Annotated in this window: 23 protein-coding genes; 12 read left to right on the top strand and 11 right to left on the bottom strand. The window is 59.8% G+C overall.

The features are described 5' to 3' along the window. The first annotated feature begins 59 nt into the window (after positions 1 to 59). From ABH912_RS15450 to ABH912_RS15425, 6 genes are all read left to right on the top strand, one after another. The gene (locus ABH912_RS15450) at positions 60 to 365 is read left to right on the top strand and encodes a DUF3649 domain-containing protein (RefSeq protein ID WP_033057825.1); all 306 of its coding nucleotides are present in this window, start codon (positions 60 to 62) and stop codon (positions 363 to 365) included. Next, a complete protein-coding gene (locus ABH912_RS15445) occupies positions 362 to 1,942 on the top strand; it encodes a PepSY-associated TM helix domain-containing protein (protein WP_429511062.1) in 1,581 nt (526 codons plus the stop codon). Before ABH912_RS15450 ends, ABH912_RS15445 begins: the two co-directional genes overlap by 4 nt. Then, the gene (locus ABH912_RS15440; protein ID WP_033057820.1) at positions 1,943 to 2,269 is read left to right on the top strand and encodes a DUF3325 domain-containing protein; all 327 of its coding nucleotides are present in this window, start codon (positions 1,943 to 1,945) and stop codon (positions 2,267 to 2,269) included. 4 nt (positions 2,270 to 2,273) lie between these two features. Next, positions 2,274 to 2,837: an RNA polymerase sigma factor gene (locus ABH912_RS15435; RefSeq protein ID WP_156363925.1), complete on the top strand. Its 564-nt coding sequence runs from the start codon at positions 2,274 to 2,276 to the stop codon at positions 2,835 to 2,837. Beyond that, complete coding sequence (locus ABH912_RS15430) at positions 2,834 to 3,823, top strand: FecR family protein (RefSeq protein ID WP_429511061.1); 990 nt, start codon at positions 2,834 to 2,836, stop codon at positions 3,821 to 3,823. The genes ABH912_RS15435 and ABH912_RS15430 overlap by 4 nt, the downstream gene beginning before the upstream one ends. A gap of 132 nt (positions 3,824 to 3,955) precedes the next feature. Then, positions 3,956 to 6,385: a TonB-dependent siderophore receptor gene (locus ABH912_RS15425; RefSeq protein WP_429511060.1), complete on the top strand. Its 2,430-nt coding sequence runs from the start codon at positions 3,956 to 3,958 to the stop codon at positions 6,383 to 6,385. Positions 6,386 to 6,602: 217 nt separating this feature from the next. On the opposite strand, the gene ABH912_RS15420 is transcribed toward ABH912_RS15425, so the two are convergent. Then, entirely contained in the window at positions 6,603 to 7,478 is an 876-nt protein-coding gene (locus ABH912_RS15420; protein ID WP_429511059.1) for a helix-turn-helix domain-containing protein, read from the bottom strand. 138 nt (positions 7,479 to 7,616) lie between these two features. Between ABH912_RS15420 and ABH912_RS15415 the strand changes: the two genes are divergently transcribed. Further along, positions 7,617 to 8,519: a DMT family transporter gene (locus ABH912_RS15415; protein WP_429511058.1), complete on the top strand. Its 903-nt coding sequence runs from the start codon at positions 7,617 to 7,619 to the stop codon at positions 8,517 to 8,519. A 27-nt stretch (positions 8,520 to 8,546) separates the two neighbouring features. On the opposite strand, the gene ABH912_RS15410 is transcribed toward ABH912_RS15415, so the two are convergent. The 3 genes from ABH912_RS15410 to ABH912_RS15400 all read right to left on the bottom strand — a co-directional run bounded on the left by ABH912_RS15410 (position 8,547) and on the right by ABH912_RS15400 (position 11,772). Next, complete coding sequence (locus tag ABH912_RS15410; protein ID WP_429511057.1) at positions 8,547 to 9,056, bottom strand: DUF2165 family protein; 510 nt, start codon at positions 9,054 to 9,056, stop codon at positions 8,547 to 8,549. A 137-nt stretch (positions 9,057 to 9,193) separates the two neighbouring features. Further along, positions 9,194 to 10,168 (bottom strand): 2-hydroxyacid dehydrogenase, encoded by a 975-nt coding sequence (locus tag ABH912_RS15405; protein ID WP_033057805.1) that lies wholly within the window; start codon positions 10,166 to 10,168, stop codon positions 9,194 to 9,196. A 635-nt stretch (positions 10,169 to 10,803) separates the two neighbouring features. Continuing rightward, positions 10,804 to 11,772 carry a LysR family transcriptional regulator gene (locus ABH912_RS15400; protein WP_095133002.1) on the bottom strand — a complete coding sequence of 323 codons (969 nt, stop codon included), beginning with the start codon at positions 11,770 to 11,772 and terminating at the stop codon, positions 10,804 to 10,806. A 181-nt stretch (positions 11,773 to 11,953) separates the two neighbouring features. Here ABH912_RS15400 and ABH912_RS15395 point away from each other — a divergent pair, with 181 nt between their 5' ends. From ABH912_RS15395 to ABH912_RS15380, 4 genes are read left to right on the top strand one after another with little or no spacing between them, the layout of a single operon-like run. Then, positions 11,954 to 13,453, top strand: coding sequence for an efflux transporter outer membrane subunit (locus ABH912_RS15395; RefSeq protein ID WP_429511056.1), 1,500 nt, complete (start codon positions 11,954 to 11,956; stop codon positions 13,451 to 13,453). A gap of 42 nt (positions 13,454 to 13,495) precedes the next feature. Then, positions 13,496 to 15,688 (top strand): FUSC family protein, encoded by a 2,193-nt coding sequence (locus tag ABH912_RS15390; protein ID WP_429511055.1) that lies wholly within the window; start codon positions 13,496 to 13,498, stop codon positions 15,686 to 15,688. Then, positions 15,678 to 15,878, top strand: coding sequence for a DUF1656 domain-containing protein (locus tag ABH912_RS15385; RefSeq protein ID WP_322220720.1), 201 nt, complete (start codon positions 15,678 to 15,680; stop codon positions 15,876 to 15,878). Before ABH912_RS15390 ends, ABH912_RS15385 begins: the two co-directional genes overlap by 11 nt. A 25-nt stretch (positions 15,879 to 15,903) precedes the next feature. Beyond that, entirely contained in the window at positions 15,904 to 16,767 is an 864-nt protein-coding gene (locus ABH912_RS15380) for an efflux RND transporter periplasmic adaptor subunit (RefSeq protein WP_429511054.1), read from the top strand. A gap of 122 nt (positions 16,768 to 16,889) precedes the next feature. Here ABH912_RS15380 and ABH912_RS15375 read toward each other — a convergent pair whose 3' ends face one another. Genes ABH912_RS15375 through ABH912_RS15365 form a run of 3 tightly spaced genes read right to left on the bottom strand, consistent with a single transcriptional unit; the run spans position 16,890 to position 18,611 of the window. Further along, positions 16,890 to 17,288 carry a DUF4440 domain-containing protein gene (locus ABH912_RS15375; RefSeq protein ID WP_429511053.1) on the bottom strand — a complete coding sequence of 133 codons (399 nt, stop codon included), beginning with the start codon at positions 17,286 to 17,288 and terminating at the stop codon, positions 16,890 to 16,892. Further along, entirely contained in the window at positions 17,285 to 18,112 is an 828-nt protein-coding gene (locus ABH912_RS15370) for an SDR family oxidoreductase (RefSeq protein WP_033060999.1), read from the bottom strand. The genes ABH912_RS15375 and ABH912_RS15370 overlap by 4 nt, the downstream gene beginning before the upstream one ends. A 34-nt stretch (positions 18,113 to 18,146) precedes the next feature. Next, complete coding sequence (locus tag ABH912_RS15365) at positions 18,147 to 18,611, bottom strand: hypothetical protein (RefSeq protein ID WP_033061000.1); 465 nt, start codon at positions 18,609 to 18,611, stop codon at positions 18,147 to 18,149. A 182-nt stretch (positions 18,612 to 18,793) separates the two neighbouring features. On the opposite strand from ABH912_RS15365, the gene ABH912_RS15360 reads away from it, so the two are divergent. Next, on the top strand, positions 18,794 to 21,613 hold the full coding sequence (locus ABH912_RS15360) for an RHS repeat domain-containing protein (protein ID WP_429513113.1): 2,820 nt from the start codon (positions 18,794 to 18,796) through the stop codon (positions 21,611 to 21,613). 125 nt (positions 21,614 to 21,738) lie between these two features. Here the strand turns inward: ABH912_RS15360 and ABH912_RS15355 are convergent, their stop codons facing one another. The 4 genes from ABH912_RS15355 to ABH912_RS15340 form a co-directional block, all read right to left on the bottom strand. Next, positions 21,739 to 23,190 (bottom strand): mannose-1-phosphate guanylyltransferase/mannose-6-phosphate isomerase, encoded by a 1,452-nt coding sequence (locus tag ABH912_RS15355; RefSeq protein WP_033061002.1) that lies wholly within the window; start codon positions 23,188 to 23,190, stop codon positions 21,739 to 21,741. A 106-nt stretch (positions 23,191 to 23,296) separates the two neighbouring features. Next, positions 23,297 to 23,950 (bottom strand): alginate O-acetyltransferase AlgF, encoded by a 654-nt coding sequence (locus ABH912_RS15350; RefSeq protein WP_033061003.1) that lies wholly within the window; start codon positions 23,948 to 23,950, stop codon positions 23,297 to 23,299. 14 nt (positions 23,951 to 23,964) lie between these two features. Beyond that, a complete protein-coding gene (locus ABH912_RS15345) occupies positions 23,965 to 25,140 on the bottom strand; it encodes an alginate O-acetyltransferase (RefSeq protein ID WP_033061005.1) in 1,176 nt (391 codons plus the stop codon). 11 nt (positions 25,141 to 25,151) lie between these two features. Next, positions 25,152 to 26,717 (bottom strand): MBOAT family O-acyltransferase, encoded by a 1,566-nt coding sequence (locus ABH912_RS15340; protein WP_033061006.1) that lies wholly within the window; start codon positions 26,715 to 26,717, stop codon positions 25,152 to 25,154. Positions 26,718 to 26,893: the final 176 nt, after the last annotated feature.

Here is a 26,893-nt window from a genome sequence, read left to right as displayed (position 1 = left end):
GCGACCTTGTTGGCTCCGTGACATTCACGAGGCTTACCCACCCGTTTCAAGGTCGAAACATGAAAGGCAAAATCACCAAGCTCCCCGTTGCCTACCGACTGGCCGTCACTTCCCGAGTGCTGGCGGCCGTGTTGGGGGGTTACCTCGTCGCGGCATTGGCCAGTGTCAGCCTGACGATGTGGCTGCCGATGGCTCGTGGCGAAGCGGTGGTCACCGGGATGATGGCCTCGTTTCTGGTCTATCTGGTCGCCGTACTCTGGTGCTTTGCCTGTCGCAGTGCGTGGCAAGCCTGGTTCGGATTGATCGGGGCGAGCGTGGTTTTGGCGGCGGTGTCGGGGTTGGCCTACTGGATGGGCCACTCATGAAAGAGGGCTTTCGGCAGGCCATGGCCTGGCTGCACACCTGGGCCGGGTTGATCTTCGGCTGGCTGCTGTTCGCAATTTTCCTGACCGGCACGCTCGCCTATTTCAAGGACGAGATCAGCCACTGGATGCAGCCGGAAATCCCCGCCCGTTCAGTGTCCTCCGAAGCCAGTCTGACCCTGGCCCAGCACTACCTTGAGCAGCACGCAGCGGGTGCCTCGCGATGGCTCATCGATTTACCGGATGCTCGCGAACCCGGGCTGTCGGTGAGGTGGCAACAAGCACCGGCCAAGCCCGGCACGCGCGGTCAATTCACCGAAAAACTGCTCGACCCGCAAACCGGCGCAGAAGTGCAGGGCCGGGACACACGCGGTGGCGAGTTCTTTTACCGGTTCCACTTTCAGTTGCAGATGCCCTATCCGTGGGGTCGCTGGCTGTCGACCATTGCAGCGATGGTGATGTTCGTCGCGCTGATCAGCGGGATCATCACCCACAAGAAAATCTTCAAGGACTTCTTCACCTTCCGCCCGCGCAAGGGCCAGCGCTCCTGGCTCGACGGGCACAATGCGGTGGGCGTTCTGGTGTTGCCGTTTCATTTGATGATCACTTACAGCAGCCTGGTGATTTTCATGGCGATGGTGATGCCGGCGAGCATCCTTGCCTCGTACAACGGTGATGTCGAGGCGTATTACGATGAGGTGTTTCCGGCGTCCAATACGCCTGAAATGGCACGCAAGCCGGGCCAGTTGGCAGCGTTGGCACCGCTGCTGGAGCGAGCCCGCGAGCAATGGTCGGGAGGGCAGGCCGGGCGGTTGACGGTGAACAATCCAGGCGATGGGAATGCCTCGGTCATTCTCGTGCGTGACGGCGCCGACCGAGTGGTCCACGACTTTGGCAGCGCGTTGACCTTCAACGGCGTGACCGGGCAGTTGCTCAGCACGACGCCGAAGCAAGCACTGCCCATGGCGATTGCCGGCAGTTTCTATGGCTTGCACATGGGCCATTTCGCCGGTCCGGTGTTGCGCTGGCTGTACTTCATTTGTGGTTTGGCAGGCACCGCGATGATCGGTACCGGGCTGGTGATCTGGCTCGGCAAGCGTCAGCTCAAACATGTGAAGAGCGGCGTGATGCCGTTTGAATTGCGACTGGTGGAAGTCCTGAACATCGCCAGCATGTCGGGGTTGATGGTCGCGGTGGCGGCGTTCTTCTGGGCCAATCGATTGTTGCCGGTCGCAATGGCCGAGCGGGCGGATTGGGAAGTGAACAGCTTCTTCATCGTCTGGGGCTTGGGTGTGTTGCACGCCATGGTTCGCCGTGGTCGCGCCGCGTGGGTCGAACAGTTGATGCTGGCGGCGTTGCTGTTCTGTGCAGTGCCGCTGCTGAACGCGTTGACCACGCCTTACCACTTGGGCGTCACCCTGGTTCAGGGCGATTGGGCCATGGCCGGTTTCGATCTGACGTGCCTGGGCAGCGGTCTGTTTTTCGCGTGGGCTGCGTGGAAAATGCAGCGCGCGGGGCAGCCTGCAATCGTCACCCGCCTGCGGGCGAAATCGATCATGCTTGAGCAAGAGGCGCACTGAATGTTCCTGGCCTGGTTGCTGTGCTACGGCGGTTTCACCGCGCTCTGTTTATCGATGGATCGGCATCACGCCGAACTGCTGGGGCGCAAGCCCTCGGCTCGTCGCCGTCAAGTAATGAAACTCAGTGGCTGGCTGTTGCTGGTGTTATCGCTGTGGGCTGCGGTGTCGTCGACGGGTTGGGGACTTGGATTGGTGGAGTGGTTTGCGGTGTTGATGCTCAGCGCTTTGCTGCTGGTGTGGTTGATGCCGTATCGCCCGCGCCTGGCCTTGGCGTTGGCCGGTTTGAGCCTGCTCGCCAGCCCCGTCGCCGTGTTTGCAAAGGGCTGACCTGATGATCACCCGTCCACCGGAATCCCATGACGATGAACATCATGGTGCGCGTGCGCATTTCCTGCAGGTGTTCCTTTCCCAGCGTTCGCAAATGGAAGCGCTGGTGAGCCGTCGTGTCGGGTGTCGGGCGACGGCTGCGGACCTGGTGCAGGACTTGTTCCTGCGTTTCTGGCGTCGGCCGCTGGTGCAGGTCGAAGAGCTCAGCACTTACCTGTTGCGCTGCGCCGGCAACATCGCCATCGACCATTTGCGCAGCGAAAGCACGCGGGTGCGGGTCAACGAGGGCTGGATGCCGGATCAACCCGACAGCCACGGCAGCGAACCGCAAGCGGCGTTGGAGGCGGGCAACGACTTGCGTCACGTCGAAGCGGCGTTGCGTGCGCTGCCTGAGCGCACGCGGCAGATTTTTTTGCTGAATCGTATTCACGGGCGCAAATACGCCGAGATCGCCAAGGCCATGGGTTTGTCCCAAAGCGCCGTGGAAAAACATATGATGCGCGCCCTCGAGGCTTGCAAGGCCAGCCTGCGGGAACCCGAACCGCGCACGCCAGGGAAAGCACCGTGAACAACACAGAACGCGTCACCCCGACGCCTGCTCAGGAACAGGCGGCCTTCGCTTGGTTGAGTCTGTTGCATGACCAGCCGAGCAGCGGCGATCAGGTCACCTTCAGTCATTGGCTACAGGCCGATCCTGCCCATGCGGAGGCTTACGCCCAGGCGCAAGTGGTGTGGGAGTTGACCGAAACACCGGCCCGAACGTTGGCCGATGAAGACGCGTTTGCCTTGCAGGGTTACCTCAACGCCATGAATCGCTCGTGCCGTACCCGCGTTCGGCGTTGGTCTGGTGCGTTGGCGATGGCCGCGTGTCTGGTGCTGATGATCGGCTTCGGTGCTGGCTGGCAGCCGTCGCGTTGGGTCGATGATCTGGGCGCGGACTATGTGTCGGCGCCGGGGGAAATTCGCACCGTCACGCTGGCGGATCAGTCACAAGTCACCTTGGACGCCGACAGTGCAATTGCCGTGGATTTCAGTCGTGGCGAGCGGCACGTTCAGCTGCGGCGCGGCGCTGGATTTTTCAGCGTGACCCACACCGGCGATCCGTTTGTGGTGGACGCTGAAAAAGGCCAGGCGCGGGTACTGGGGACTCAGTTCGAAGTGCGTCTGCAACCGCACGGCGCTCAGGTCACTGTGTTGTCCGGGCGGGTGGGTGTGACGGCTGACAAAAACGCCGCGCAACAAATCCTCACCGCTGGCCAGCAAGTGGCGTATGGCGAGGGTTCGGCGGAAAAACTTCAAAGCGTCGACAGCGAAGCGCAGTTGGCGTGGCGTCAGGGATGGCTCAACTACTACAAGGCGACACTCGCCGACGTGGTGCAAGACCTGGGGCGGTATTACCCGGGGCGGATTGTGCTGCTCAACGATGAACTCGCGGCGCGGCGGGTCAGTGGCAGCTTTCCGAGCAAGGATCCGCAAGCGGTGTTGAGTTCGTTGCAAGGGGTGTTGGGGTTTGAGCAGCACAAGGTTCTGGGGCATCTGATTATTCTTCGTTGAGACGACTGACGCCGCATGGTCCGAGTAAAAATATTTTCAACTTTCTGGTGAGGTAAACCCCGACGCCATCCGTGTAGTGACTGAAACTGCGAGTCATTCGCATCCGTAGCGGTTCTACACAGGTCATGAGCAATGAAGTCCAGGGCGAAATCGGGTTCGGTCAAACAATGGTTGGGTACATGTGCCTTGAGCTTTTCGGCGTTGGCGCTGCTGCCGTTGAGTATGGCGGTGGCGGCTGAGGCCGACAGTGCCCGACAGAGTGCGCCATTCAGCTTCGCAATGGCTGCCAAACCGCTGCCCCAGGCCTTGAGCGACTTCAGCCGGATCACCGGCATCAGCGTGGTCTACACCGATGAGGCGCCGTACGGCATCAACGCTCCAGCCCTCAGCGGGCAGATGAGCGCCGAACAGGCGATGCAGCGTTTGCTCAGCGATTCGGGGTTTACCTTCCGTCGCACCGACGGCCACACATGGGTGCTGGAGCCGTTACCTACCGATGGCGCCTTGAACCTGGGCGCGACCACCATCACCTCGGTGGCTGATCAATCCATGAGCTATCAGCCGCCGCCCACCAGTTCGGTGATGCGCTCATCGGCCTTGCTTCAGGAAACCCCTCAGACCGTCAACGTGGTTCCGGCTCAGGTCATTCGCGATCAAGCGCCGCGCAATCTGGATGACGCGCTGGCCAACGTCAGCGGCATCACTCAAGGCAACACACTGGCGAGCACTCAGGACTCGGTGATGACTCGCGGTTTTGGCGACAACCGTAACGGCTCGATCATGCGCGACGGCATGCCGATCGTGCAGGGCCGTGGCATGAATGCGACCGTGGACCGGGTCGAAGTGCTCAAGGGCCCGGCCTCGCTTCTGTACGGCATCCAAGACCCGGGCGGTGTGGTCAACATGGTCAGCAAAAAGCCCGAGCTTGAGCAATACAACGCCCTGACCCTGCGTGGCTCGACCTACGGCGACGGCAAAAACGGCAGCGGTGGCGGCCTCGACAGCACCGGCGCGTTGGGTGATTCCGGGTTTGCCTACCGCATGGTACTGGACCACGAAGACGAAGATTACTGGCGCAACTTCGGCACCCATCGTGAGACCTTGGTCGCACCGTCACTGGCCTGGTTCGGCGAAAGCACTCAACTGCTGTTCTCCTACGAACACCGCGAGTTTCTGACCCCGTTCGACCGTGGCACGATCATCGACCCGCGTGACAATCATCCGCTGGACATCTCCCGCGAGCGTCGCCTCGACGAGCCCTTCAACAACATGGAAGGCCGCTCGGACCTCTATCACTTCGAGGCCGATCACGAGCTCAACGACAATTGGAAAGCCCACTTCGGTTACAGCTGGAACCGCGAAACCTACGACGCCAGCCAGGTGCGCATCACCGCCATCGACACCAAGAAAGGCACCTTGACTCGCAGCATGGACGGCACTCAGAACGCGATCAGCACCGACCGCTTCACCACCGCCAGCCTTGAAGGCAATGTCCAGCTCGCGGGAATGAAGCACGACCTGGTGTTCGGCGTCGACGACGAGTACCGCAAGATCTACCGCGAAGACCTTATCCGCCAGAAAAGCCTGAGCACCTTCAGCTACCTCAACCCGGTCTACGGCCGTGAAGTCGCTGGCACCACTGTCAGCCCGGCGGACAGCACGCAGACCGATGAACTGCGCAGCGATTCGGTATTCCTCCAGGACTCGATCCACCTGACCGATCAATGGATTTTCGTCGCTGGCGCGCGCTTCCAGGAATACGACCAGTACGCCGGCAAAGGCGTGCCGTTCAAGGCCAACACCGACAGCAACGGCCAGAAATGGGTGCCTCGCGCCGGCCTGGTGTATCGCTACACCGATGAACTGTCGTTCTACGGCAGCTACACCGAATCCTTCAAACCCAACTCGACCATTGCGCCATTGAGCGGCAGCAGCACCGTGCTGGACGGCAGCATCGCGCCGGAAGAAGCCAAGTCCTGGGAAATCGGCGCCAGGCTCGACATGCCGGGCCGCGTCACCGGTAATGTCGCGCTGTTCGACATCAAGAAACGCAACGTGCTGGTGGCCAACTCCGAAGGCCCCGTGACGATCTACAGCGCTGCCGGTGAAGTGCGTTCTCGTGGTCTGGAAGTGGACCTGAGCGGTCAGCTGAGTGATCGCTGGAGCATGATCGGCAGCTATGCCTACACCGATGCCGAAGTCACCGAAGACCCGACCTACAAAGGCAAAAAACTGCAAAACGTAGCGAAGAATAGCGGCTCGCTGTCGGCGGTTTATGACTTTGGCACCATCGTCGGTGGTGATCAGTTGCGGGTTGGCGCGGGGGCGCGGTATGTCGGTGAGCGAGCGGGTAACGCCGTGAACGATTTCGACCTGCCGAGCTACACCGTGGCTGATGCGTTTGCCACGTACGACACCAAAGTCGAAGGGCAGAAGGTCAAGTTCCAGCTCAACGTGAAGAACCTGTTTGACCGCACCTACTACACCTCGGCGGCGAGTCGGTTTTTTGTATCGATGGGGGATTCGCGGCAGATTTCGTTGTCGAGCACGTTGGAGTTCTAGGACGAGTTTAAGATCGACCCCTCATCGGAACGCCGCCCGCCCATCCCTCTCCCCACGGGGGAGAGGGAGCAGATCTCCAAGCCTTTCAAATCCTGAGTTCGACTCGATATTTCAGGTCGATGTAGCTCTACAAACAACTCGGTCAGTCCCCTCTACCCCCTGGGGAGAGGGTTAGGGTGAGGGGTGGATCTAAATGACACCACGCCACCATAGAAACCTACCGCAAAAACGCCTGCCGATACTCGCCGGGCGTTCCACCCAATGCCTGACGAAACCGATTGGTGAAATGACTCGCACTGGCAAACCCACACGCCAACGCAATTTCCCCCAACGGCTGCGACGTCGAACGCAACAACTCCCGCGCCCGGCTCAGTCTGCGAGCCAACACATACTGATGCGGCGGCAACCCAAAGCTCTCGCGAAACATCCGCGCAAAGTGGTATTCGGATAGCGCACACAACGCAGCCAACTGCCCCAGGCTGATGGCCTCGGCCAATTGGTTGTCGATGAACTCCACCAACTGCCGCCGCTGATGCGCCGCCAATCCGCCTTTGAGCCGCAAGCCCTCACGCATTCCAACCTGGCCGAGCAGTACATGGCTGAGCATTTCATGGGCCAGGCTGCTGGTGAGCACGCGTTCGCCGGGCTCGTCCCAGTTGAGTGTGAGCATTTGCCGAAAGCGCCGGGCTTGCGCCGGGTCGTCCAGAAAGGTGGCTTCGCGCAACTGCAGCTCGCGAGGTTCTCGGTCCAGCAACGTAACGCAGCCGAGGGCAAATTGTTCGGGGCTGAAATACACATGGGCCAGGCGAATGTCACCGTTGATCACCCAGCCCGATTGATGCTCGGCCGGCAGGATGCACAGCTTGTCGGGGCCACCCTTGGTGTCAGGCTGGTCGCGACGAAAGGTTCCGGTGCCGCCGGCGATGTAGCAGGACAAGGTGTGATGGCTCGGCGCTTCGTAATCCTGGGCGTCGTGATGGTTGCTCCACAAGGCTGCAGCCATGCCGTCACCGAGCTCGGCGCTGTGCTCGAGGCGAGCATTGGGCGAGCGGTTGAGGGCTTGAAAGACTTGCAGGGTTTCCAGTGCGGGCATGATGGCTTCTCTCCGACGCCTTGCATCCTACTCCGTAGCCGTTCGGCTGCCAGCCTGTGGCCGGACAAAAGCGCAAGTTTATGCAAGTGCGAAAGCCCTTGGCGCAGGACACTGAAGGCCTATTCAGGAGTCTTTGCCATGAACCTTTCGTTGTATCTGCTGACCGTGCTGATCTGGGGCACCACCTGGATTGCCTTGAAATGGCAATTGGGCGTGGTGGCGATTCCGGTGTCGATCGTCTATCGCTTCGGCCTCGCGGCGTTGGTGCTGTTCGTGGTGCTGCTGCTGAGTCGCCGCCTGCAAGTGATGAACCGTCGCGGGCATCTGATTTGCCTGGCACAAGGGTTGTGCCTGTTCTGCATCAACTTCATGTGCTTCCTGACTGCCAGCCAGTGGATACCCAGTGGTCTGGTCGCGGTGGTGTTTTCTACCGCCACGTTGTGGAACGCACTCAATGCACGCGTGTTTTTCGGCCAGAAAGTCGCTCGCAATGTGCTGATGGGCGGTGCGCTGGGGCTGCTTGGGCTTGGCCTGTTGTTCTGGCCTGAGGTGGCGGGCCACACCGCGAGCCCGCAAACCTTGCTCGGGTTGGGCCTGGCATTGCTCGGGACACTGTGCTTCTCAGCGGGCAACATGCTATCGAGCCTGCAACAGAAAGCCGGGCTCAAGCCGCTGACCACCAACGCCTGGGGCATGGCCTATGGCGCGGCCATGCTGTCGGCGTGGTGCCTGGTCAAAGGCATTCCGTTCGACATGGAATGGAACACGCGCTACATCGGCTCGCTGCTGTACCTGGTGATTCCGGGTTCGGTGATCGGTTTCACTGCCTACCTGACGTTGGTCGGGCGGATGGGGCCGGAACGTGCAGCCTATTGCACCGTATTGTTCCCCGTCGTGGCGCTGAACGTGTCGGCGTTTGCCGAAGGCTATCAATGGACTGCGCCCGCCTTAGTGGGTTTGGTACTGGTGATGCTGGGCAATGTGCTGGTGTTTCGTAAGCCCAGGGTGGCGATGGTGCAAGGGAACGGCAAACTGGCGTGAAGGTTTGGTTAGTCGAACGCTGAAACTTCAGCGTTCGATTTTGATTACGATGTAAATCAGCAGTGGAAACATGAAGTCCACGATGTGCCTGGCCCAATCCTTGGCGTTCCACGTCGCGGACTCATCCATGTTGAACCATTCGGTGCCGATCACTTGCAGGCAGATGTAATAGACAAAAAAGCCGATCAATAGTCCGATGATCGCAAACTTCTTCGCTTCGTGAAAAACGGCTGCAGGTGTATTGATGTTTCGATAAAGATGGTAGGTGCCCAGCAAGCAGAAAGCCGTATAAATAACTTCCAGAGTGATGATGAACCAATAAATGCGGTGATGGAGCATCGGTGAAGTGATTGCTCTGTAACTCAGGTTCAGGTTTTCTCGGGTGGTGTCCATGCTGAGGATGTGGCCGACGTATTCGTAATTGGACGAGTAGTCGGTAAAGTTACTGTACATCACCATCAAGCCAAAGAAGCTTATATAGGCCATTAGAATGACTTTGCTGTATCTAATGAGTTTGTCGGTTGTCAGGTAATTCAAAGTAGGTGCTCTCCATAACTAAAGTCCGTAAGTTGGACTCAGTAAGTAGAGTCTATAGTGAGTGTGTTTTTTGTAGCGGTGAACTGAATTACAAGGTGTGTGTAACGGGCAGGCGGTTAAACGCCTGCCCGCTTTAGTTAGTGTTTCCAGACTTGTGGGTTCACCAGATCTTGCGGTCGCTCACCCAGCAAGGCGCTGCGCAAGTTAGCCAAGGCACGGTTGCCCATGGCTTCGCGGGTTTCATGAGTCGCCGAGCCAATGTGCGGCAATGTCACCGCGTTTTTCAGTTGGAACAAGGGGGACTCGGCCAGCGGTTCTTTCTCATAAACGTCCAGCCCGGCGCCGCGAATCCGGTTGTTTTGCAGCGCTTCGATCAGGGCAGGTTCGTCTACCACCGGGCCGCGGGCAATGTTCACCAGAATCGCGCTTGGTTTCATCAATGCCAGTTCACGATGGCTGATCAGGTGTCTGGTTTTTTCGCTGAGTGGCACTACCAGGCAGACAAAATCGGCTTCGGCCAGCAGTTGATCAAGGCTGCGGAACTGCGCGCCGAGTTGTTGCTCCAGCTCGGTCTTGCGGCTGTTGCCGCTGTAGAGGATCGGCATGTTGAAGCCCAGTCGGCCACGTCGGGCGATGGCCGCGCCGATGTTGCCCATGCCGACGATGCCCAGGGTTTTGCCGTGTATATCGCAGCCGAACAACGGTGCACCCACGGTGGCTTGCCATTGGCCGGCCTTGGTCCATGCGTCCAGTTCGGCGACGCGGCGGGCGCTGCTCATCAGCAGGGCGAAGGCCAGGTCGGCGGTGCTTTCGGTGAGGACGTCGGGGGTGTTGGTGAGCATGATCCCGCGTTCGTTGAAGTAGGCGACATCGTAGTTGTCGTAGCCGACCGAGACGCTGGAGACGACTTCCAGTTTGGCGGCATTTTCCAGTTGTGCGCGACCGAGTTTGCGACCGACGCCGATCAGGCCGTGGGCGTGGGGAAGGGCTTCGTTGAATTGGGCGTTGATGTCGCCGTTTTTCGGGTTTGGCACGATGACGTCGAAGTCTTGCTGCAGGCGTTCGATCATTTCGGGGGTGATGCGGCTGAAGGCGAGGACGGTCTTTTTCATGGGGTGAGGGCTCGTCGGGCTTGGAGAGTGCCAAGCACGCTAACATTCTTCTTTGGATTTGGGCGAGGTTGTTGGGCGCTTTTGTCCTTGGCGGCCTTTGGGCCGACCATGTTCTGGGTTAGTGGTGTACATATCCGTTGCTGCGGTAACGGCGGCTTAGGGTTTCGCCCTTACGGCGAGTCACTTTTAACAAACGCCTTAAAAGTAACCAAAAGCGCTCGCCCCGAGCGTCCGGCCCCTCGCTAAGGCTCGGCGTTCCTTCGCTCCGGTATCCATCCGGGGACACTGCCCTCCGGTCTGCTTCGCGACGACCTACATGCAGCGTGTTCGACTGCGTCGAACGGCGCTGCGCGCCACTCCCCGGATGAACACCTCCACTCAGCCTCCCGAGGGGGCGGGTGGATCAAGATCAAGAGCTGCAGGCGAGCTAACGCTCGGCCTGATGAGTGGTGAGAAGCAAGGCGGGTATGCGCTGCTTTGCTTTTTGTGGGAGCGAGCCTGCTCGCGAAGGCGGCCTGACAGCCGATCACTATCTTGCAGATGTACCCAATTCAACTGTAGGAGCGAGCCTGCTCGCGATGACGGAGTGTCAATCGCCATCAATGTTGAATGTTAGACCGCAATCGACCGTGAAATCAGTTCGCCACCCGAACCCCGCCCATGCTCCCGCTCAATTCATACGCCACCAACTCCGCCTGATGCGCCGCCAAGATCTCCGGCAGCGACCCGCGCAAGTACTCGACCCACGTCTTGATCTTCGCATCCAGATACTGCCGCGACGGATAGATCGCATACAGATTCAATTCCTGCGACCGGTAGTTCGGCATCACCCGCACCAGCGTCCCGTTGCGCAACCCTTCAATCGCTGCATACACCGGCAACACGCCAACCCCCATGCCGCTGATGATTGCCGTCTTCATTGCGTCTGCAGAATTCACCAGAAACGGGGAGCTATTAATCGTCACCATTTCCTGGCCTTCCGGGCCGTCGAAGGTCCATTTCTCCAGCGGAATCACTGGGCTTACCAAACGCAGGCACGCGTGGTTCAGCAGATCGCTGGGCTTCTGCGCGCAGCCGTTGGCTTTCACGTAAGCGGGCGAAGCACAGACGATGCTGTAGGTGATGCCCAAACGCTGGGAGACGAAGCCCGAGTCTGGCAGTTCGCTGGCGAGGACGATGGACACGTCGTAGCCCTCGTCCAGCAGGTCCGGTACGCGGTTGGCCATGGTCAGGTCGAAGGTGACGTCGGGGTGGGTCTTGCGGTAGCGGGCGATGGCGTCGATCACGAAGTGCTGACCGATGCCGGTCATGGTGTGCACCTTGAGTTGCCCGGCCGGGCGGGCGTGGGCGTCGCTGGCTTCGGCTTCGGCTTCTTCGACGTAGGCCAGGATCTGCTCGCAGCGCAATAGATAGCGTTTGCCGGCTTCGGTCAGGGCGATGCGTCGGGTGGTGCGGTTGAGCAGGCGGGTTTGCAGGTGGGCTTCCAGGTTGGAGACCGCGCGCGAAACGTTGGCCGTCGTGGTGTCGAGTTGTACGGCGGCGGCGGTGAAGCTGCCGGCCTCGGCCACGTAACTGAAGGCGCGCATGTTTTGCAAAGTGTCCATGGGGTGCTCTCGGAGGCGATGGCAAATTGTGACACGAAGTTACGGGGGCTGAGACCCCGACCAACGGATTATCGCGTTAACGGTAACAAAGATTCACAGGATTCCCAGCTTATCGCCAACAAAGCCGACCCCTAGAATTGTGCACCTCAGGAACAACTCCCCACCTCAGGAAATCGCAGCAGTGCCGCGTCGCATCAACAGAGCGCTTCAGACGCTCAGTGTTTTGGCTTTAACCCTGGCAATCAGCGGCTGCATCGGTACCGGAGGTATTGCCCCGCAGGGCAAGGCACTGGAGGCCGATTCATTGGCCACCGACGAAGCCATCCAGAACGCTGCACAGGACGCTCACTGGCCTACCGCCCAATGGTGGCAGGCCTATGGCGACCCGCAATTGAATCGCTGGATCGACCTGGCCGTGCAAGGCAGCCCGACCATGGCCATGGCGGCGGCGCGAGTGCGTCAGGCCAAATCCATGGCCGGGATCGCCGAGTCCGCCGAGTCGCTGCAGATCAATGGCGAATCCACGCTCAAACGCCACAACTGGCCCACCGATCAGTTCTACGGGCCGGGCGAATTGGCCAACACCACCACGTGGGACAACAACGCTGCGCTGGGCTTCAGCTATGCCCTCGACCTTTGGGGCCGCGAAAGCAACGCTACCGAGCGCGCCGTGGACATGGCTCACATGACAGCCGCCGAAGCGCGTCTGGCCCAGCTCGAATTGCAGAACAACATCGTGCGCGCTTACATCGAGCTGTCGTTGCATTACGCGCAACGGGACATCGTCGCCGCGACCCTGAATCAGCAGCAGCAAATCCTCGACCTCGCGCAAAAGCGCCTGAACGGTGGCATCGGCACCCATTTTGAAGTCAGTCAGGCTGAAACGCCGCTGCCGGAAACCCACCGTCAGATCGATGCACTGGACGAAGAAATCGCCCTGAGCCGCAACCAGCTCGCAGCACTTGCGGGCAAAGGTCCGGGGGAGGGCGCGCAGTTGCAGCGGCCAACGTTGTCATTGGGCGCGGCACTGAAGTTGCCATCGACCTTGCCCGTGCAACTGCTCGGTCAACGGCCGGACGTGGTCGCCAGTCGCTGGCAAGTGGCGGCGCAGGCGCGGGGTATAGATGTTGCGCATGCCGGGTTCTACCCCAACGTAGATCTGGTCGGCAGTCTCGGCTACATGGCCACCGGCGGCGGGGCGCTGGAGTTTTTGACCAGCAAGAAGCTCAACTACAGCGTCGGCCCGGCCATCTCGTTGCCGATCTTCGACGGCGGCCGTTTGCGCTCGGAGCTGGGCGAAGCCTCGGCCGGTTATGACATCGCCGTGGCCAAGTACAACCAGACGCTGGTCAACGCGCTGAAAAACATCTCCGACCAGTTGATCCGCCGCGAATCCATGGACAAGCAGCAAACCTTCGCCGCCGAGTCGGTGGCCACGGCCCAGAAGACGTACGACATCGCGATGATCGCCTATCAGCGCGGGCTCACCGACTACCTCAACGTGCTCAACGCTCAGACCTTGTTGTTCAAACAGCAGCAGGTTCAGCAGCAGGTGCAGGCGGCGCGACTGAGTGCTCATGCGGAATTGGTGACGGCGTTGGGCGGTGGATTGGGTGCGGGTAACGACGTGCCGAAAGACAGCCAGACCGCCGTACCGAAAACCCCGATGCTTCTTAAGTGAACACAAAACCTCACCTGACTGAATATCGATGAACAGGATTCCATGACTCCCTTGCCCGCACCTTTGCGCTGGCTGTATTCCCTTGAATGGCGCCGGGGTTTCTTCGACTGGGCGCGCAGCGATGGCGTGACCTGGGTCTACATTTTCAAGGTGCTGTTCGCCGCGTTCCTGACCCTGTGGCTGGCCATGCGCCTGGAGTTGCCGCAGCCGCGCACGGCGATGATCACTGTGTTCATCGTCATGCAGCCGCAAAGCGGTCACGTGTTCGCCAAGAGTTTTTATCGCTTTCTGGGCACGTTGGCCGGGTCGGCGGTGATGGTCGCGCTGATTGCCTTGTTTGCGCAGAACACCGAGCTGTTCCTCGGTTCGCTGGCGATCTGGGTCGGTATCTGTTCGGCCGGTGCTGCGCGTTATCGCAACTTCCGCGCCTATGGTTTTGTGCTCGCCGGGTACACCGCGGCGATGGTCGGTTTGCCGGCCTTGGCGCACCCGGATGGCGCGTTTATGGCGGCGGTCTGGCGGGTGCTGGAGATTTCCCTGGGGATTCTCTGTGCCACCGTGGTCAGCGCCGCGATCCTGCCGCAAACCGCCAGCGCCGCGATGCGCAACGCCTTGTACCAGCGCTTCGGCGTGTTCGCCTTGTTCGTCACCGACGGCTTGCGCGGTCGCAGCAAACGGGAAGCTTTTGAAGCGAGCAACGTGCGCTTCATCGCCGAGGCTGTGGGGCTGGAAGGACTGCGCAGCGTCACCGTGTTTGAAGACCCGCACATGCGTCGGCGCAACGGTCGGCTGAGTCGCTTGAACAGCGAATTCATGGGCATCACCACGCGGTTCAATGCCTTGCACCAGTTGCTCGAACGCTTGCGCAGCAGCGGCACCGATCATGTGGTGGCGGCGATCAAACCGGGTTTGCAGGACCTCGCCGAACTGCTCGACGGCTTCAGCGGCCGTGCGCTGACCAACGCCGATGCGGGCCGTCTGGTCATCGCGCTGAGCGCCTATAAAGAAGGTCTGCCAACACGCGTTCGCAGCTTGCGGGCGGTTTTTCAAGAGAGCAATCCGAGCGACGCCGAGCAGCTGGATTTTCATACCGCGTATGAACTGCTTTATCGCTTCGTCGACGATTTGCACAGTTATGCACAGACCCACGCGTCGCTGGCCGATCACAGCCATGCGCGCGAGCAATGGGATGAGCCGTTCACCCCGCAAACCAACTGGATGGCGTCGGCCGCCTCGGGGATTCGCGCGGCGTTCATTCTGGTGGTTTTGGGCAGCTATTGGGTCGCAACGGCGTGGCCGAGCGGTGCGACGATGACCCTGATCGCCGCCGCGACCGTGGGGCTCTCGGCGGCGACACCGAATCCAAAACGCATGGCGTTTCAGATGGCATGCGGGACATTTCTCGGGGCCCTGATCGGCTTCGTCGAGATGTTTTTCATCTTCCCCTGGATCGACGGTTTTCCGTTGCTCTGCGTGATGCTCGCACCGGTGATCGTGCTCGGTTCGTTCCTCACTTCCCGGCCGCAATATGCGGGCGTAGGGCTCGGTTTGCTGATCTTCTTCAGCACCGGTTCGGTGCCGGACAACCTCACCGTTTACAACCCTTACGCCTTTATCAACGACTACATCGCCATGGTGCTCGGCATGCTGGTTTGCGCAGCGGCCGGGGCGATCATCCTGCCGCCCAACAGTCGCTGGTTGTGGCGTCGGCTGGAGCAGGATTTGCGTGGCCAGGTGGTGTACGCCATCAGCGGCAAACTCAAGGGGTTGGCGTCGAGTTTCGAAAGCAGCACCCGCGACCTGCTGCATCAGGCCTACGGTCTCGCGGCAGGGCAGCCGCAGGTGCAACGGGACTTGCTGCGCTGGATGTTCGTGGTGCTGGAAGTCGGCCACGCGATCATCGAGTTGCGCAAGGAACAGGCGATCCTGCCGGTGCATCCGGCCTATGCCGAATCCCAGCCGTGGCGTCAGGCGATCCGGGTGATGGGGCGCTCGCTGGTGCGGCTGTTTCTGCAACCGAGCCAGAGCAATCTGGAGCGTGGACTGATCGCCGTCGATCACGCGATCAGCCGCGTGCAAGCCACCGACGAACCTTTCGCGCCGCACTTCGACACCTCGGCCCTGCGCCGGGTGAAGAGCTACCTGCACTTCATCCGCACTTCGTTGCTGGACCCGCAATCACCGCTGGCCGCCTACGCAATTGCCAAGCCCCAAGGAGTTGAACATGCCTCGTGAAATCGCCTTCCACGGCGTGTACATGCCGACCATGACCCTGATGTTTTTCATCGCGGCGGCGCTGGCCTGGGCACTTGACCGGTTCCTGTCCGGGTTCGATCTGTACCGCTTCTTCTGGCACCCGGCGCTGCTGCGCCTGAGCCTGTTTATCTGTTTGTTCGGCGCCCTGGCGCTGACTGTCTACCGTTGACTCTCTATCACTGAAGAAGGCCCTGATGAAAAAGCTTTTCAGCCTGCTCGCCACCCTGCTGGTGCTGGCCCTTGCGATGTGGATCGGCCGGACCCTGTGGGTGCATTACATGGACACGCCGTGGACCCGCGACGGCCGGGTGCGCGCCGACATCATCAACGTGGCGGCGGACGTTACCGGGGAAGTGGTGGACGTGCCGGTGCGCGACAATCAACAGGTCAAGAAGGGTGATTTGCTGATGCGGATTGACCCCGAGCACTACCGCATTGCGGTCAAACAGGCGCAGGCGCTGGTGGCCTCGCGCAAGTCGACGTGGGAGATGCGCAAGGTCAACGCCCACCGCCGAGCCGACATGGACAACCTGGTGATCTCCAGGGAAAACCGCGACGACGCCAGCAACATCGCCGACTCGGCCCTGGCGGATTACCAGCACGCTCAGGCACAGCTCGAAGCCGCCGAACTGAACCTCAAACGCACCGAAGTTCGCGCAGCGGTGGACGGGTACGTGACCAACCTCAATGTGCATCGCGGCGACTACGCGCGCATCGGTGAGGCGAAAATGGCGGTGGTCGACATGAACTCGTTCTGGGTCTACGGCTTCTTCGAAGAAACCAAACTGCCCCACGTGCGGATCGGCGATAAAGCCGACATGCAGTTGATGAGTGGGGAAGTGTTGAAGGGGCATGTGGAAAGCATTTCTCGCGGCATCTACGACCGTGATAACCCGGAGAGTCGCGAGCTGATTGCAGATGTGAACCCGACCTTTAACTGGGTGCGCTTGGCGCAGCGGGTGCCGGTGCGGATTCACATTGATGAAGTGCCGGAGGGTGTGCTGTTGGCGGCGGGGATTACGTGCACGGTTGTGGTCAAACAGGCAACAGGTGAGTAACCCTGTGGCGAGGGAGCTTGCTCCCGCTGGACTGCGTAGCAGTCCCATTTTGGGGCCGCTTCGCTGCCCAGCGGGACGGTGCGGCGTTCCGACAAGCTCCCTCGCCACAAAAAGCGACCGCATCAGCCTTTGCAAAACGTCTCATGCAAATGCCGCCAAACCACCTTGCCGTCCGCCTGCTTCTCAAACACCACCGTCGACCGCCGATCAGAGTGCAGCCCCGTCGCATCGGTCTGCTGCTCGCGGTAACTCACCACTGCACCGCCGTCGTACAAAGCGATGCCGCGCAACTCGCTGAGCTCGATTCTGAACCCGAGTTTCTTCCCGCCCGCCATCAAAAACAATTCGCTTAACGCGTCGAAATCCAGCACCCGGCCCAACGGCGAGACCATGGAAAACTGCGGTGAAAAACGCGCCAGCAACTGCTCAAGCGCCGGCTCGTCTTGATCCTCGGCCAACCATTGCTCGATGGCGACGTGGGCCCGGATCACTTCGTCAAAGTATTCGGTGTAATCGGTCATGGAAGTTGCCCCTTCAGCCCGAACCGCTTCATCAACCCCGCCTCCAGTAGCCCTTTAGGCAACAACCCCGCCAGCAACGGTAACGCCCGACTGCCATTTCCCAGACGAATCAATCGTGGTGGTTTGCTCTGCTGCACGGCCTTGAGCAAACCGCTGGCAAATTCACTGGCCGGGGTCGGGTTGTCCTGGGAGGCCTTGGCCCGTGCACGAATGCCTTCACGCAGCGGAAACCACGGCGATTGTTCGGTAATCAACTGCTCCGCCTCATGACCGGCATTCTTGGCAAAACTGGAGGCGATGGCGCCCGGCTGGACTTCCATGACCCGCACGCCAAACGGCGCCAGTTCCATGCGCAACGCATCGGTCAAGGCATGTACCGCCGCTTTCGAGGCGCAGTAGGCGCCAGCAAACGGCGTGACCAAAACCCCGGACACGCTGCCGATGTTCACCACCAGACCCTTGGCGCGACGCAGCACCGGGAACAGGGCGCGGGTGACGCCGACGATGGCGAACACGTTGGTTTCGAATTGTCGCTGCATGGCCGGCACGCCGCCGTCGAGCAACGGCCCCATGGCGCCATAACCGGCATTGTTGATCAGCACGTCGAGGCCGCCATGTTGCTGGTTGATGCGTTCGCTCAAGTGTTCCAGTGCCGCGCCGTCGTTGACGTCCAGTTGCACGGCGGTGAAACCGGCAGCGGCCAGCGCCGCCACGTCTTCATCTTTGCGGGCGCTGGCCCAGACTTCGTATCCGGCACTTTTGAACACCTCGGCGAGGGCGCGGCCAATGCCGCTGGAACAACCGGTAATCAACGCAACAGGCATGGCGCGGTCCTTGTGCAAAAAGAGGAAGGGAAGATCAATCGGAGAAACTACCTTGCAAATGCTCGGCGCGAAACTCCAGCGTTTGCGGGCGATAGCCAGGGCGCAGCGGCGGCATCGGCAAACAGTCTTCCCAGTTTGCGCCGGCCTGCAGTTCGCCAGGGCCGCGATAGCGCGGGGCGGCGTATTGATTGTCGGCCAGATTGACCGTGTCGCCCGGCGCATAGGCCGCGATGCGCCAGCGCAGTTCGGTCAGCGGCACGTCGTTGCCGTTGTTCATTTTCAGTTGCAACGGGCGATCGGCCGGGCACTGTTCTGGCGCGTAAGTGATGCGCAACTCCAGGCGCGCCAGTTGCTTGACCTCGCGGTTGTCCATCCAGATCACCCATGTTGCCACCACACCCAATCCGATGGCAGCCGCCACGGAGACCGGCAACGCCTTGGCCGGGTAGCGCAGCAACAAAATCAGCCAGGTGATGACCAGCAGGACGCCGATGAACATGTTTGAACGCTCCTTGAACTCATGACCACCATCCTACCGAAGGGCCGAAGGAATGGACATTCGTCGATCAAGGTCTGTTGCCGTTGGTCGGCACTGTAATTTCTGACAGTAGCCTGGCCTGCCCACGAACGGTTAGATGACTGCTGGCAAACAGGGGCGCGACCGGCATGCAGGCCTTGACGATGGGAATGCACCACAAAACACCCGGATTGTCCGTTGTCGACCCGCGTGGTCTGCCGATCCGTTCGATTGATTACTGGCGTGCTGACGAAAACGACCCCACTCAAGCATGCATCAATCGCACTTTTTATGATGCCGCAGGACGTGCAGTTGAACAGTGGGATCCGCGGCTTTGGGCGCTGCCAAAAGAAGATCCGTTGAGGCGCGCCAACCTCACGACGGTGTTTTCGCTGTCGGGTAACGCGCTGTTCACTGACAGCGTCGATGCGGGTTGGCAGCTCAACCTGCCAGGTCTGGGCAATGAGGTGTTGCTGGGATGGGACAGCCGAGGTACGCGCCGTGAGGTTGAGTACGACGACTTGCTTCGCCCCGTGGCAGTGTTCGAGCAGGGCGTGACTGAACCGCGAAGAGCTGTTGAACGCATGACCTATGGCGGTCCGGACCATGACGAGCAGAATCAATCCGGGCAGTTGATCCGTCATGACGACCCCGCCGGGACGGTGCTGTTCGAGGCGTTTTCAATCACTGGCCAGTGCGTGAAGCAAGTGCGTCACTTCACCCTGGACCCTGTTGCACCTGACTGGCCGGCGTTGGAAGCCGATCGCCAGCGGCTGCTTGAGCCGGGGGAGGGGGCCGTTTCAATGTGGAATTTCGGTCCGCTGAATGATGTGCTGGAACAGATCGATGCCAGGGAAAACCGCCAGGCCTTCAACCTGACGCTTGACGGTCGCTTGCGTGAGACGCGTCTGCAACTTCAGGGACTGACCACCTGGCAAACGCTGGTCAGCGATATCCAGTACAACGCCGAGGGAAAGGTTGAACGGGAAGTGGCGGGTAACGCTGTACAAACGACCCTCAAGTATTGCCCTGAAAACGGGCGCCTGATGGAGCGACGGGCGTACAGCGAGCATTCCGGGCCGTTGCAGCATCTGATCTACGACTATGACCGGATGGGCAATGTCCTGAGCATTGAGGACAAGGCACTGCCAGTGCGTTACTTCGCCAACCAGCGTATCGATCCGGTCAGTCGCTTTATCTATGACAGCCTTTACCAATTGATCGAGGCGTTCGGTTGGGAGGCGGGCAGCGCCAATCAGGGACCGGCATTGGTGGGGCGGGTTGATCCGGCAGCGCTCAGCAATTATCACCAGACCTACCGCTATGACGGGAGCGGCAATTTGCTAAAGCTGACGCATGTTGGCGCGCAGGGACCTGGACGTGATTTGAAGGCAGCGCGTGACAGCAATCGCTGTCTGCCCTGGCGCGACGGCGTACCGCCCACCGAGGAAGCAATCGCCGTTGCGTTCGACACTCGGGGCAATTTGCTGGAGCTGGATCAGGGACGGTCCCTGAGGTGGGACCTGCGTAACCAGTTGCAGTCGGTCAGTCCGGTGGAGCGCGCTTCCGGCCTCAATGACCGGGAGTCCTATGTCTACGATGGCGGTGGTCAGCGAGTGCGCAAGATTCGCTCGTTGCAGACCAATGCCCGAACCGTAGTGGCTGAAGTGCGTTACTTGCCGGGACTTGAACTGCGCGCCGATGACGGGGCCGGGGAGAAATTGCAGGTGATCACCGCCCAGGCGGGTCTCAACAGCGTGCGAGTGCTGCACTGGGAGACCGACTCACCGCACGGCATAAGCAACGATCAGTACCGTTACAGCCTCGTCGACCATTTGAGTTCGTGCACCGTGGAGCTTGCGGATGACGCGCGAATCATCAGCCGGGAAACCTATTACCCGTTTGGCGCAACGGCCTGGTTTGCCGGGGATGGTGTGATTGAGGTCGGTTATAAAGTCATTCGTTACTCGGGCAAGGAACGGGACGCCACCGGGCTTTACTACTACGGCCTGCGTTATTACGTGCCGTGGTTGCAGCGCTGGCTGAACCCCGATCCCAAGGGGTTCATCGATGGGCCGAACCTGTATCAGATGGTTGGTAACTCGCCGATGAATTATGTCGATAGCGACGGTGGTGGAAAGACCGAAGCTTCAGAGTTGAGCCAAAGCCTGGACAAGCAACAAGCCTTGGTCTCATCGGTTGGAGGAACCGTTTCTGATCTCAAAAATTCAATGCTTAACCACGCCTATGCGCAGCATCGGTTCAAAGCATTGGGCAGGCGAGTCGCTACCCAGCTTGTTAGCAGTGCTGTAAGTACTGCCGCTACGTCGGCAGGTACTGCGGCAGGCGGTGCCTTGGGTGGGTTGATAGGTCCGGGGGGCGCAATGCTGGGGGCAAAGGTCGGGGCGAAAGCCGGCTCCAAGGCAGCAGATGCTTTGATTTCCAAGGTGGTGGACACCTACCAACTGGATCGTCCGATCAACTTCAAGGGTAACGAAATGAACCCTAAAGCGTTCATTGAGCGCGTTGAGCCCAAAGAGAAACTCAGTCTTGCAACGGTAAAACTTGAGCTGTCGGCGATTGACCCGCGGACGAGTGAAGGGCGAAAGCAATTAAGGAAAAAAGTCACCACAGCGGTGGTTGATAAGGGTATCGAAAAGGTCGCCAATAAGCTGGGATCGGAGGCGCCAGGGCTGATCAAGACAGGTCGGGAGTTTTACCAGGCAACGCAAGGACTGAGCGCGGCATCACTTAGTGAGGCTTACGACGATACGCCAGCAGTGATCGATATGCTGGAGTTCAGAATGCAGGCAATCAAAACTGAATTCGCCGTTTCCGGTGGTGCAGATCCGGAAACCTTCGAGCGTATCACCGAGCTCTCGACGCAGACGCAGCAGGTGGTTCAGAGGTTGAACCGACACCAGGATTTCATTGAACTTGTCGCGCCCAAGCCTTATGCCGGAAGACGACAATCACTGAATTGAGTGTCCAGGACAGCCCCCGTTCGGCAAATGTCAAAAGGCTGATGCAAGAAAAAAGCCCCCACCCAACCCGCTGCGGATGGGGAAACGCAGCGGGTTGGACGGGGGCTTCTTGTGTTACAGATCAATCACTGCGCGATGGTTTTCACCGACACGCCGCGTTCGATCGGGTTGGAACGACCGTAGATATCTTCAAACCGCTCGATATCGTCTTCGCCCAGGTAGCTGCCCGATTGCACTTCGATGATTTCCAGCGAGATCTTGCCCGGATTGCGCAAGCGGTGGACCGAGGCGATCGGGATGTAGGTCGACTGATTTTCAGTGAGCAGGAACACGTTTTCGTCGCAGGTCACTTCAGCAGTGCCGCTGACCACGATCCAGTGTTCGGCGCGGTGGTGGTGCATCTGCAGTGACAGGCACGCGCCCGGTTTGACCGAGATGCGCTTGACCTGGAAGCGGCCGCCCATGTCCACCGAGTCGTAGGAACCCCACGGACGATAGACTTCGCAGTGGGTCTGGGTTTCGCTGCGGCCCAGCTCATTGAGGGTGTTGACCATCTGTTTCACGCCTTGGACCGAGTCCTTGTGGGCGATCATCATGGCGTCCTTGGTTTCGACGACCACGATGTTTTCCAGGCCGATCACCGACACCAGTTTGCCGTTGCCGTGGATCATGCAGTTTTTGCTGTCCTGAATGACCACGTCGCCTTTGGTGACGTTACCGTTGGCGTCTTTTTCGTTCACTTCCCACAGCGACGCCCAGCAGCCGACATCGCTCCAGCCCGCAGTGAGGGGTACAACGCAAGCACGTTGGGTTTTTTCCATCACCGAGTAGTCGATGGAATTGTCCGGGCAGCAAGCGAAGGTGGCGGAGTCGATGTCGACCGTGTCGGCATCCTGCTCGCTACGTTCCAGGGTCAGCACGCAGGTGTCGTAGATGTCCGGATCGTGTTTTTTCAGCTCTTCGAGGAAACGGCTGGCACGGAACAGGAACATGCCGCTGTTCCAGAAATAACCGCCGGACTCGACGAACTCGGTGGCGCGTTTCACGTCCGGTTTTTCGACGAAGTGCGAGACGCGGCTGACACCTTCGGGCAGCAGCGAATCGTTAGCCGACTTGATGTAGCCGTAGCCGGTTTCCGGTTTGGTGGCCGGTACGCCGAACAGCACCATTTCGCCGTTTTCTGCAGCGACGGTGGCCAGGGCCAGCGCGCGTTGCAGGGCTTTCTGATCTTCCAGCACGTGGTCGGCTGGCAGCACCAGCATCAACTCGTCGCGACCTTCGTTGACCAGCATCAGCGCGGTCAAGGCCACGGCTGGCGCGGTGTTGCGGCCGAACGGTTCCATCAGGATGCGCTGCACGTCCAGTTTTCGGGCGGCCAGCTGCTCGTTGACGATGAAACGGTGTTCCTTGTTGCAGACCACGATCGGGGTGTCCATGCCTTCGAACACCAGGCGTTCCAGGGTTTGCTGGAACAATGTTTGTTCGCCGGTCAGGGCGAGGAATTGCTTAGGGAATTGCTTGCGCGAAAGCGGCCAAAGACGTGAGCCACTACCACCTGACAAGATCACCGGAATCATGTTGTTACTCCTCGAAAATCGTATGGGTCAGAGCTACTGCGTTCTGTCGTTTCACTCTTGTTCTTATTCCGTGTCCGGGTAGCCCGTGGGCTACCCGACAAAATGATTAACGCGTCGAAACCGGGCGTTTTACCCAGACTGGCGCCAGGCTGCTGCCGCTGCCGGTCACGTACAGCACGGCGGCTTCACCACGTTCCAGGGCAACCGGTTTTACGTCGCCGACTTTCTTGTCGCCATCGTATAGCGCCAGGCTGACTTTAACCGGGTTGATTTCACGCTCGCCACGGCCCTTGGCGGCCACGGTCGGGACCACTTCGGTCTTGCCGTCAGCAGTTTTCAAGGTCAGGGCCTTGTCGCTGAGGTTCTGCACGCGAACCAGGGATTTCTGCTTGTTCTTGAACGGCGGCTCTTCGATCAGTTGCGGTGCGCCGCTGGCGTTGTTGACCAGGGTGTAATAGTGATCACCGGCCAGTTTCACTGGCAGGGACTGGCTACCGACCTTGGCGCTGTAGTCGCCGCCCGGCATGAAGCTGAAGTCAGTGCTGGACAGTGGCGCGACGTCGGCCAGGTTGGTGGTGCCGACGGTGGCGCTGACTTCAGCGTTACCGGCGTTGTAGACACGCACGAAGCTCGAACCTTTCGGTGCAGTCGGGCCGTAGAGTGCTGCGTCGCCAGCGAAGGCGGACATCGACAGCACGCTCATGCCAGCAACGAGAGCGAAAGTCTTGGCGAGACGGCGAGGAGTAGTAGTGAAAGTCATGGTGTACCTCTCTTTCAGTTTTGCGCCCGGTCGGGCGTCTCGGATTTAGTGTTTGCTGCTACGTTTTGTTGGCGAGCGCCGGCTTCTTTGAGCTCTGCGACCCACTGTGGGTCGGCGTCACCGATTTCGTTGTTCACAGGCAGATAACGTTCAGGAAACTCCCAGATCAGCACCTGTGGCGGGCTGTTCTTGAAAGCATCACTTTTCAGATAGCTGAGCATTGGCAGAATCGGGCCGTGGCCGTCTTCGGCGTAATTGACCACGTCGCTGTTCAGCGCTTGTTTCAGCGCACCAACGAAGTTCCAGTTGGGGTTGGCGCTGTAGCTGGTGCCGATCAGGGCCACCGGTACTTCGGTGTTGGCGAACAGGGCGTCATCACCGGCCGACTGGTCTTGTGCTGCCACGGTGTTGCGCTTCTGCAACGGCTCTGTCTTCGGCATCATGTTTTCGAACAGCGGGTCCAGCGGCAGGAACAACCGCAGGTCGCCCTTGTGCGTCACCTTCTCCGCAGGTTCAGTGACGAAGTGTTGCGGCTCGCCGCTCAGCGGGTATTTATCGGTAATGGATTTCGCCAGGGTCTCGGCGGCGATTTGTGCGCCTTCCGGGGTCCAGTGGGTGTCGGTACGCAGGAACACTTGCTGACCGTCCAGCTTGGCTTTCAGCATCGGGCCGAACAGGTCGGGCGCGAGTACTTTGTTGGCCGCCACATGAGCGTGGAAGTCCTCATAGAGGTTGGCGTGGATGCTCGAAGGCTTCACTTCACCCAGGTGTTCCGGGTACAGGCGAGTCTTGGCCGGCACGATCGCCATGACCAGTTTCACGCCCTTGGCTTTCAATTCCTGACGTACGCCTTCTACGAGTGCGTAGTTGCCTTGTAGGTTCAACTCTTCGTTGACGATCGGATTGAATTCTTCATCGCTGTACAACCACTGATCGCGGCCGAGCACGACGCCCGGACGACCTTCGTTGAACAGTTTGAAATCCAGCGCAGCCCAAAGGTTGGTGCCCAGGCGCTTGATCGGAAACTCGTCGTCGTAATGTGTTTCCACAGCCTTGGTCCAGCGGCCGTTGAGCACTGTCGTTTCGGCAGAGGTACTAAAGCCGAAGAAACTGCGCGTGGACCACAGGCCCAGGACCAACAGCGTCACCATGAACAGGGCGATGTAGAGGATGCGTAATGAGCGGGTCATAGTCAGATCCCTCAGAACTGGAAGTAAAGGAACGGCGAGAAGCTTTGCGCCGAGAGTTTGAAAATCGAGGCGATGAACAGCACCAGTACCAGCGTGCGCATCACGTAACGAGACCAGTCCGCCGTCCAGTAGGCCGGTTGCACAGTCGCTTCAACGCCGACGGTGTAGCCAGGCTCGTGGATGCTGCCCGGGTTGTCGCCCGGTACGGCTTTGATCATTCCAGGCGTAGCGGCAGCCGGGCCATCGGCCGCGACGTTCACAACAGGCTTGGTCTTTTCAGGCGGCAGGTTGCTGTAGAAGTCACGAATGCCGAAGAACGCCAGGGTCACGTAAGCCACCACCAGAGTCGCCACTTGCAGGCCGGTGAGGCTGGCCGCATTGAGTTCCGACAGTGACCATTCGCCGAAGCTGAACATCGCGCCGTACATACGGCCGGCGACGTGCAGGTTTTCCGAGCGGAAGATCACCCAGCCCATGACAACGAGCAGGAAGGTCAGCGCCCAGCGAATCGGGTTGATGCTGCGCGGCGAGGTATTCAGGCCGAGGGCTTTTTCGATCGCCAGCCACATGCCGTGCCAGGCCCCCCAGACGATGTACGTGATGTTCGCGCCGTGCCACAGACCACCGAGCAGCATGGTCAGGAACAGGTTGCGATAGGTCATCAGCGTACCTTTACGGTTACCGCCCAGCGTGATGTACAGGTAGTCACGCAACCAGGTGGACAGGCTGATGTGCCAGCGACGCCAGAACTCGGTGATCGACTGGCTGATATACGGCTGTTTGAAGTTTTCCATGAAGCGGAAACCCATCATCAAGCCCAGACCGATGGCCATGTCGCTGTAACCGGAGAAGTCGAAATACAGCTGCGCGGTGTAGGCCAGCGCGCCGAGCCAGGCATCGCCCGTGGTCGGGTTCTGCAAGGCGAAGCAATGGTCGGCCACGACCGCCAGGGTATCGGCGATGAAAACCTTCTTGATGAAACCCTGCATGAACCGCGTGCAGCCCTCGGAGAACTTGTCGAGGGTGTGGGTGCGGTTGTTGAACTGGTCGGCGAGGTCGCGGAAACGCAACACCGGACCGGCGATCAGGTGCGGGAAGATCGCCACGAAAGCGGCAAAGTCGATCAGGTTGCGGGTCGCCGGCGTGTCACCACGGTATACGTCGATGATGTAGCTGATGGACTCGAAGATGTAGAACGAGATCCCGATCGGCAACAGCACGTGGGTCAGGATAAACGGCGACAGACCGACGGAGGTCATCATCGCGTTGATGCTGTCGACACCGAAGTTGGCGTACTTGAAGTAGCCGAGAATGCACAGGTCGACGGCCACGCCCAGGAGCAACCAGCGTTGTGCCGGTTTGGTCCGAACGCCTGCGGCACCGACTTTGAGGCCGATCCAGTAGTTCCACAAGGTGACGGCTGCGAACAGCGCAAGGAAGTCCACACGCCACCAGGCATAGAACACGTAGCTGGCGATCAGCAGCAGCAGGTTGCGATAGCGTATTCCGCTTAAGTAGTACATGCCGAGAAAGATCGGCAGGAACAAAAACAGGAACACGTTGGATGAAAATACCATCCCGGTCTCTCCATGTTTAACCAACAGTCAAGGGCCGCAGCCCCCCCAAACCCCCCACCAAAAACCGGAGGGCGTAACACACAAAAACTCACACCTGACACAGAACCTGTGGGAGTGAGCCTGCTCGCGATTGCGGTCTGACATTCAACGTTGATGTCGACTGATACACCGCTTCG

Source organism: Pseudomonas sp. BT76 TE3572 (assembly GCF_050435365.1).
Classification (GTDB): Bacteria; Pseudomonadota; Gammaproteobacteria; order Pseudomonadales; family Pseudomonadaceae; genus Aquipseudomonas; species Aquipseudomonas fluorescens_W.
Note: the sequence above shows the minus strand (reverse complement) of the source record. Positions and strands in the feature narration are given on the sequence as shown.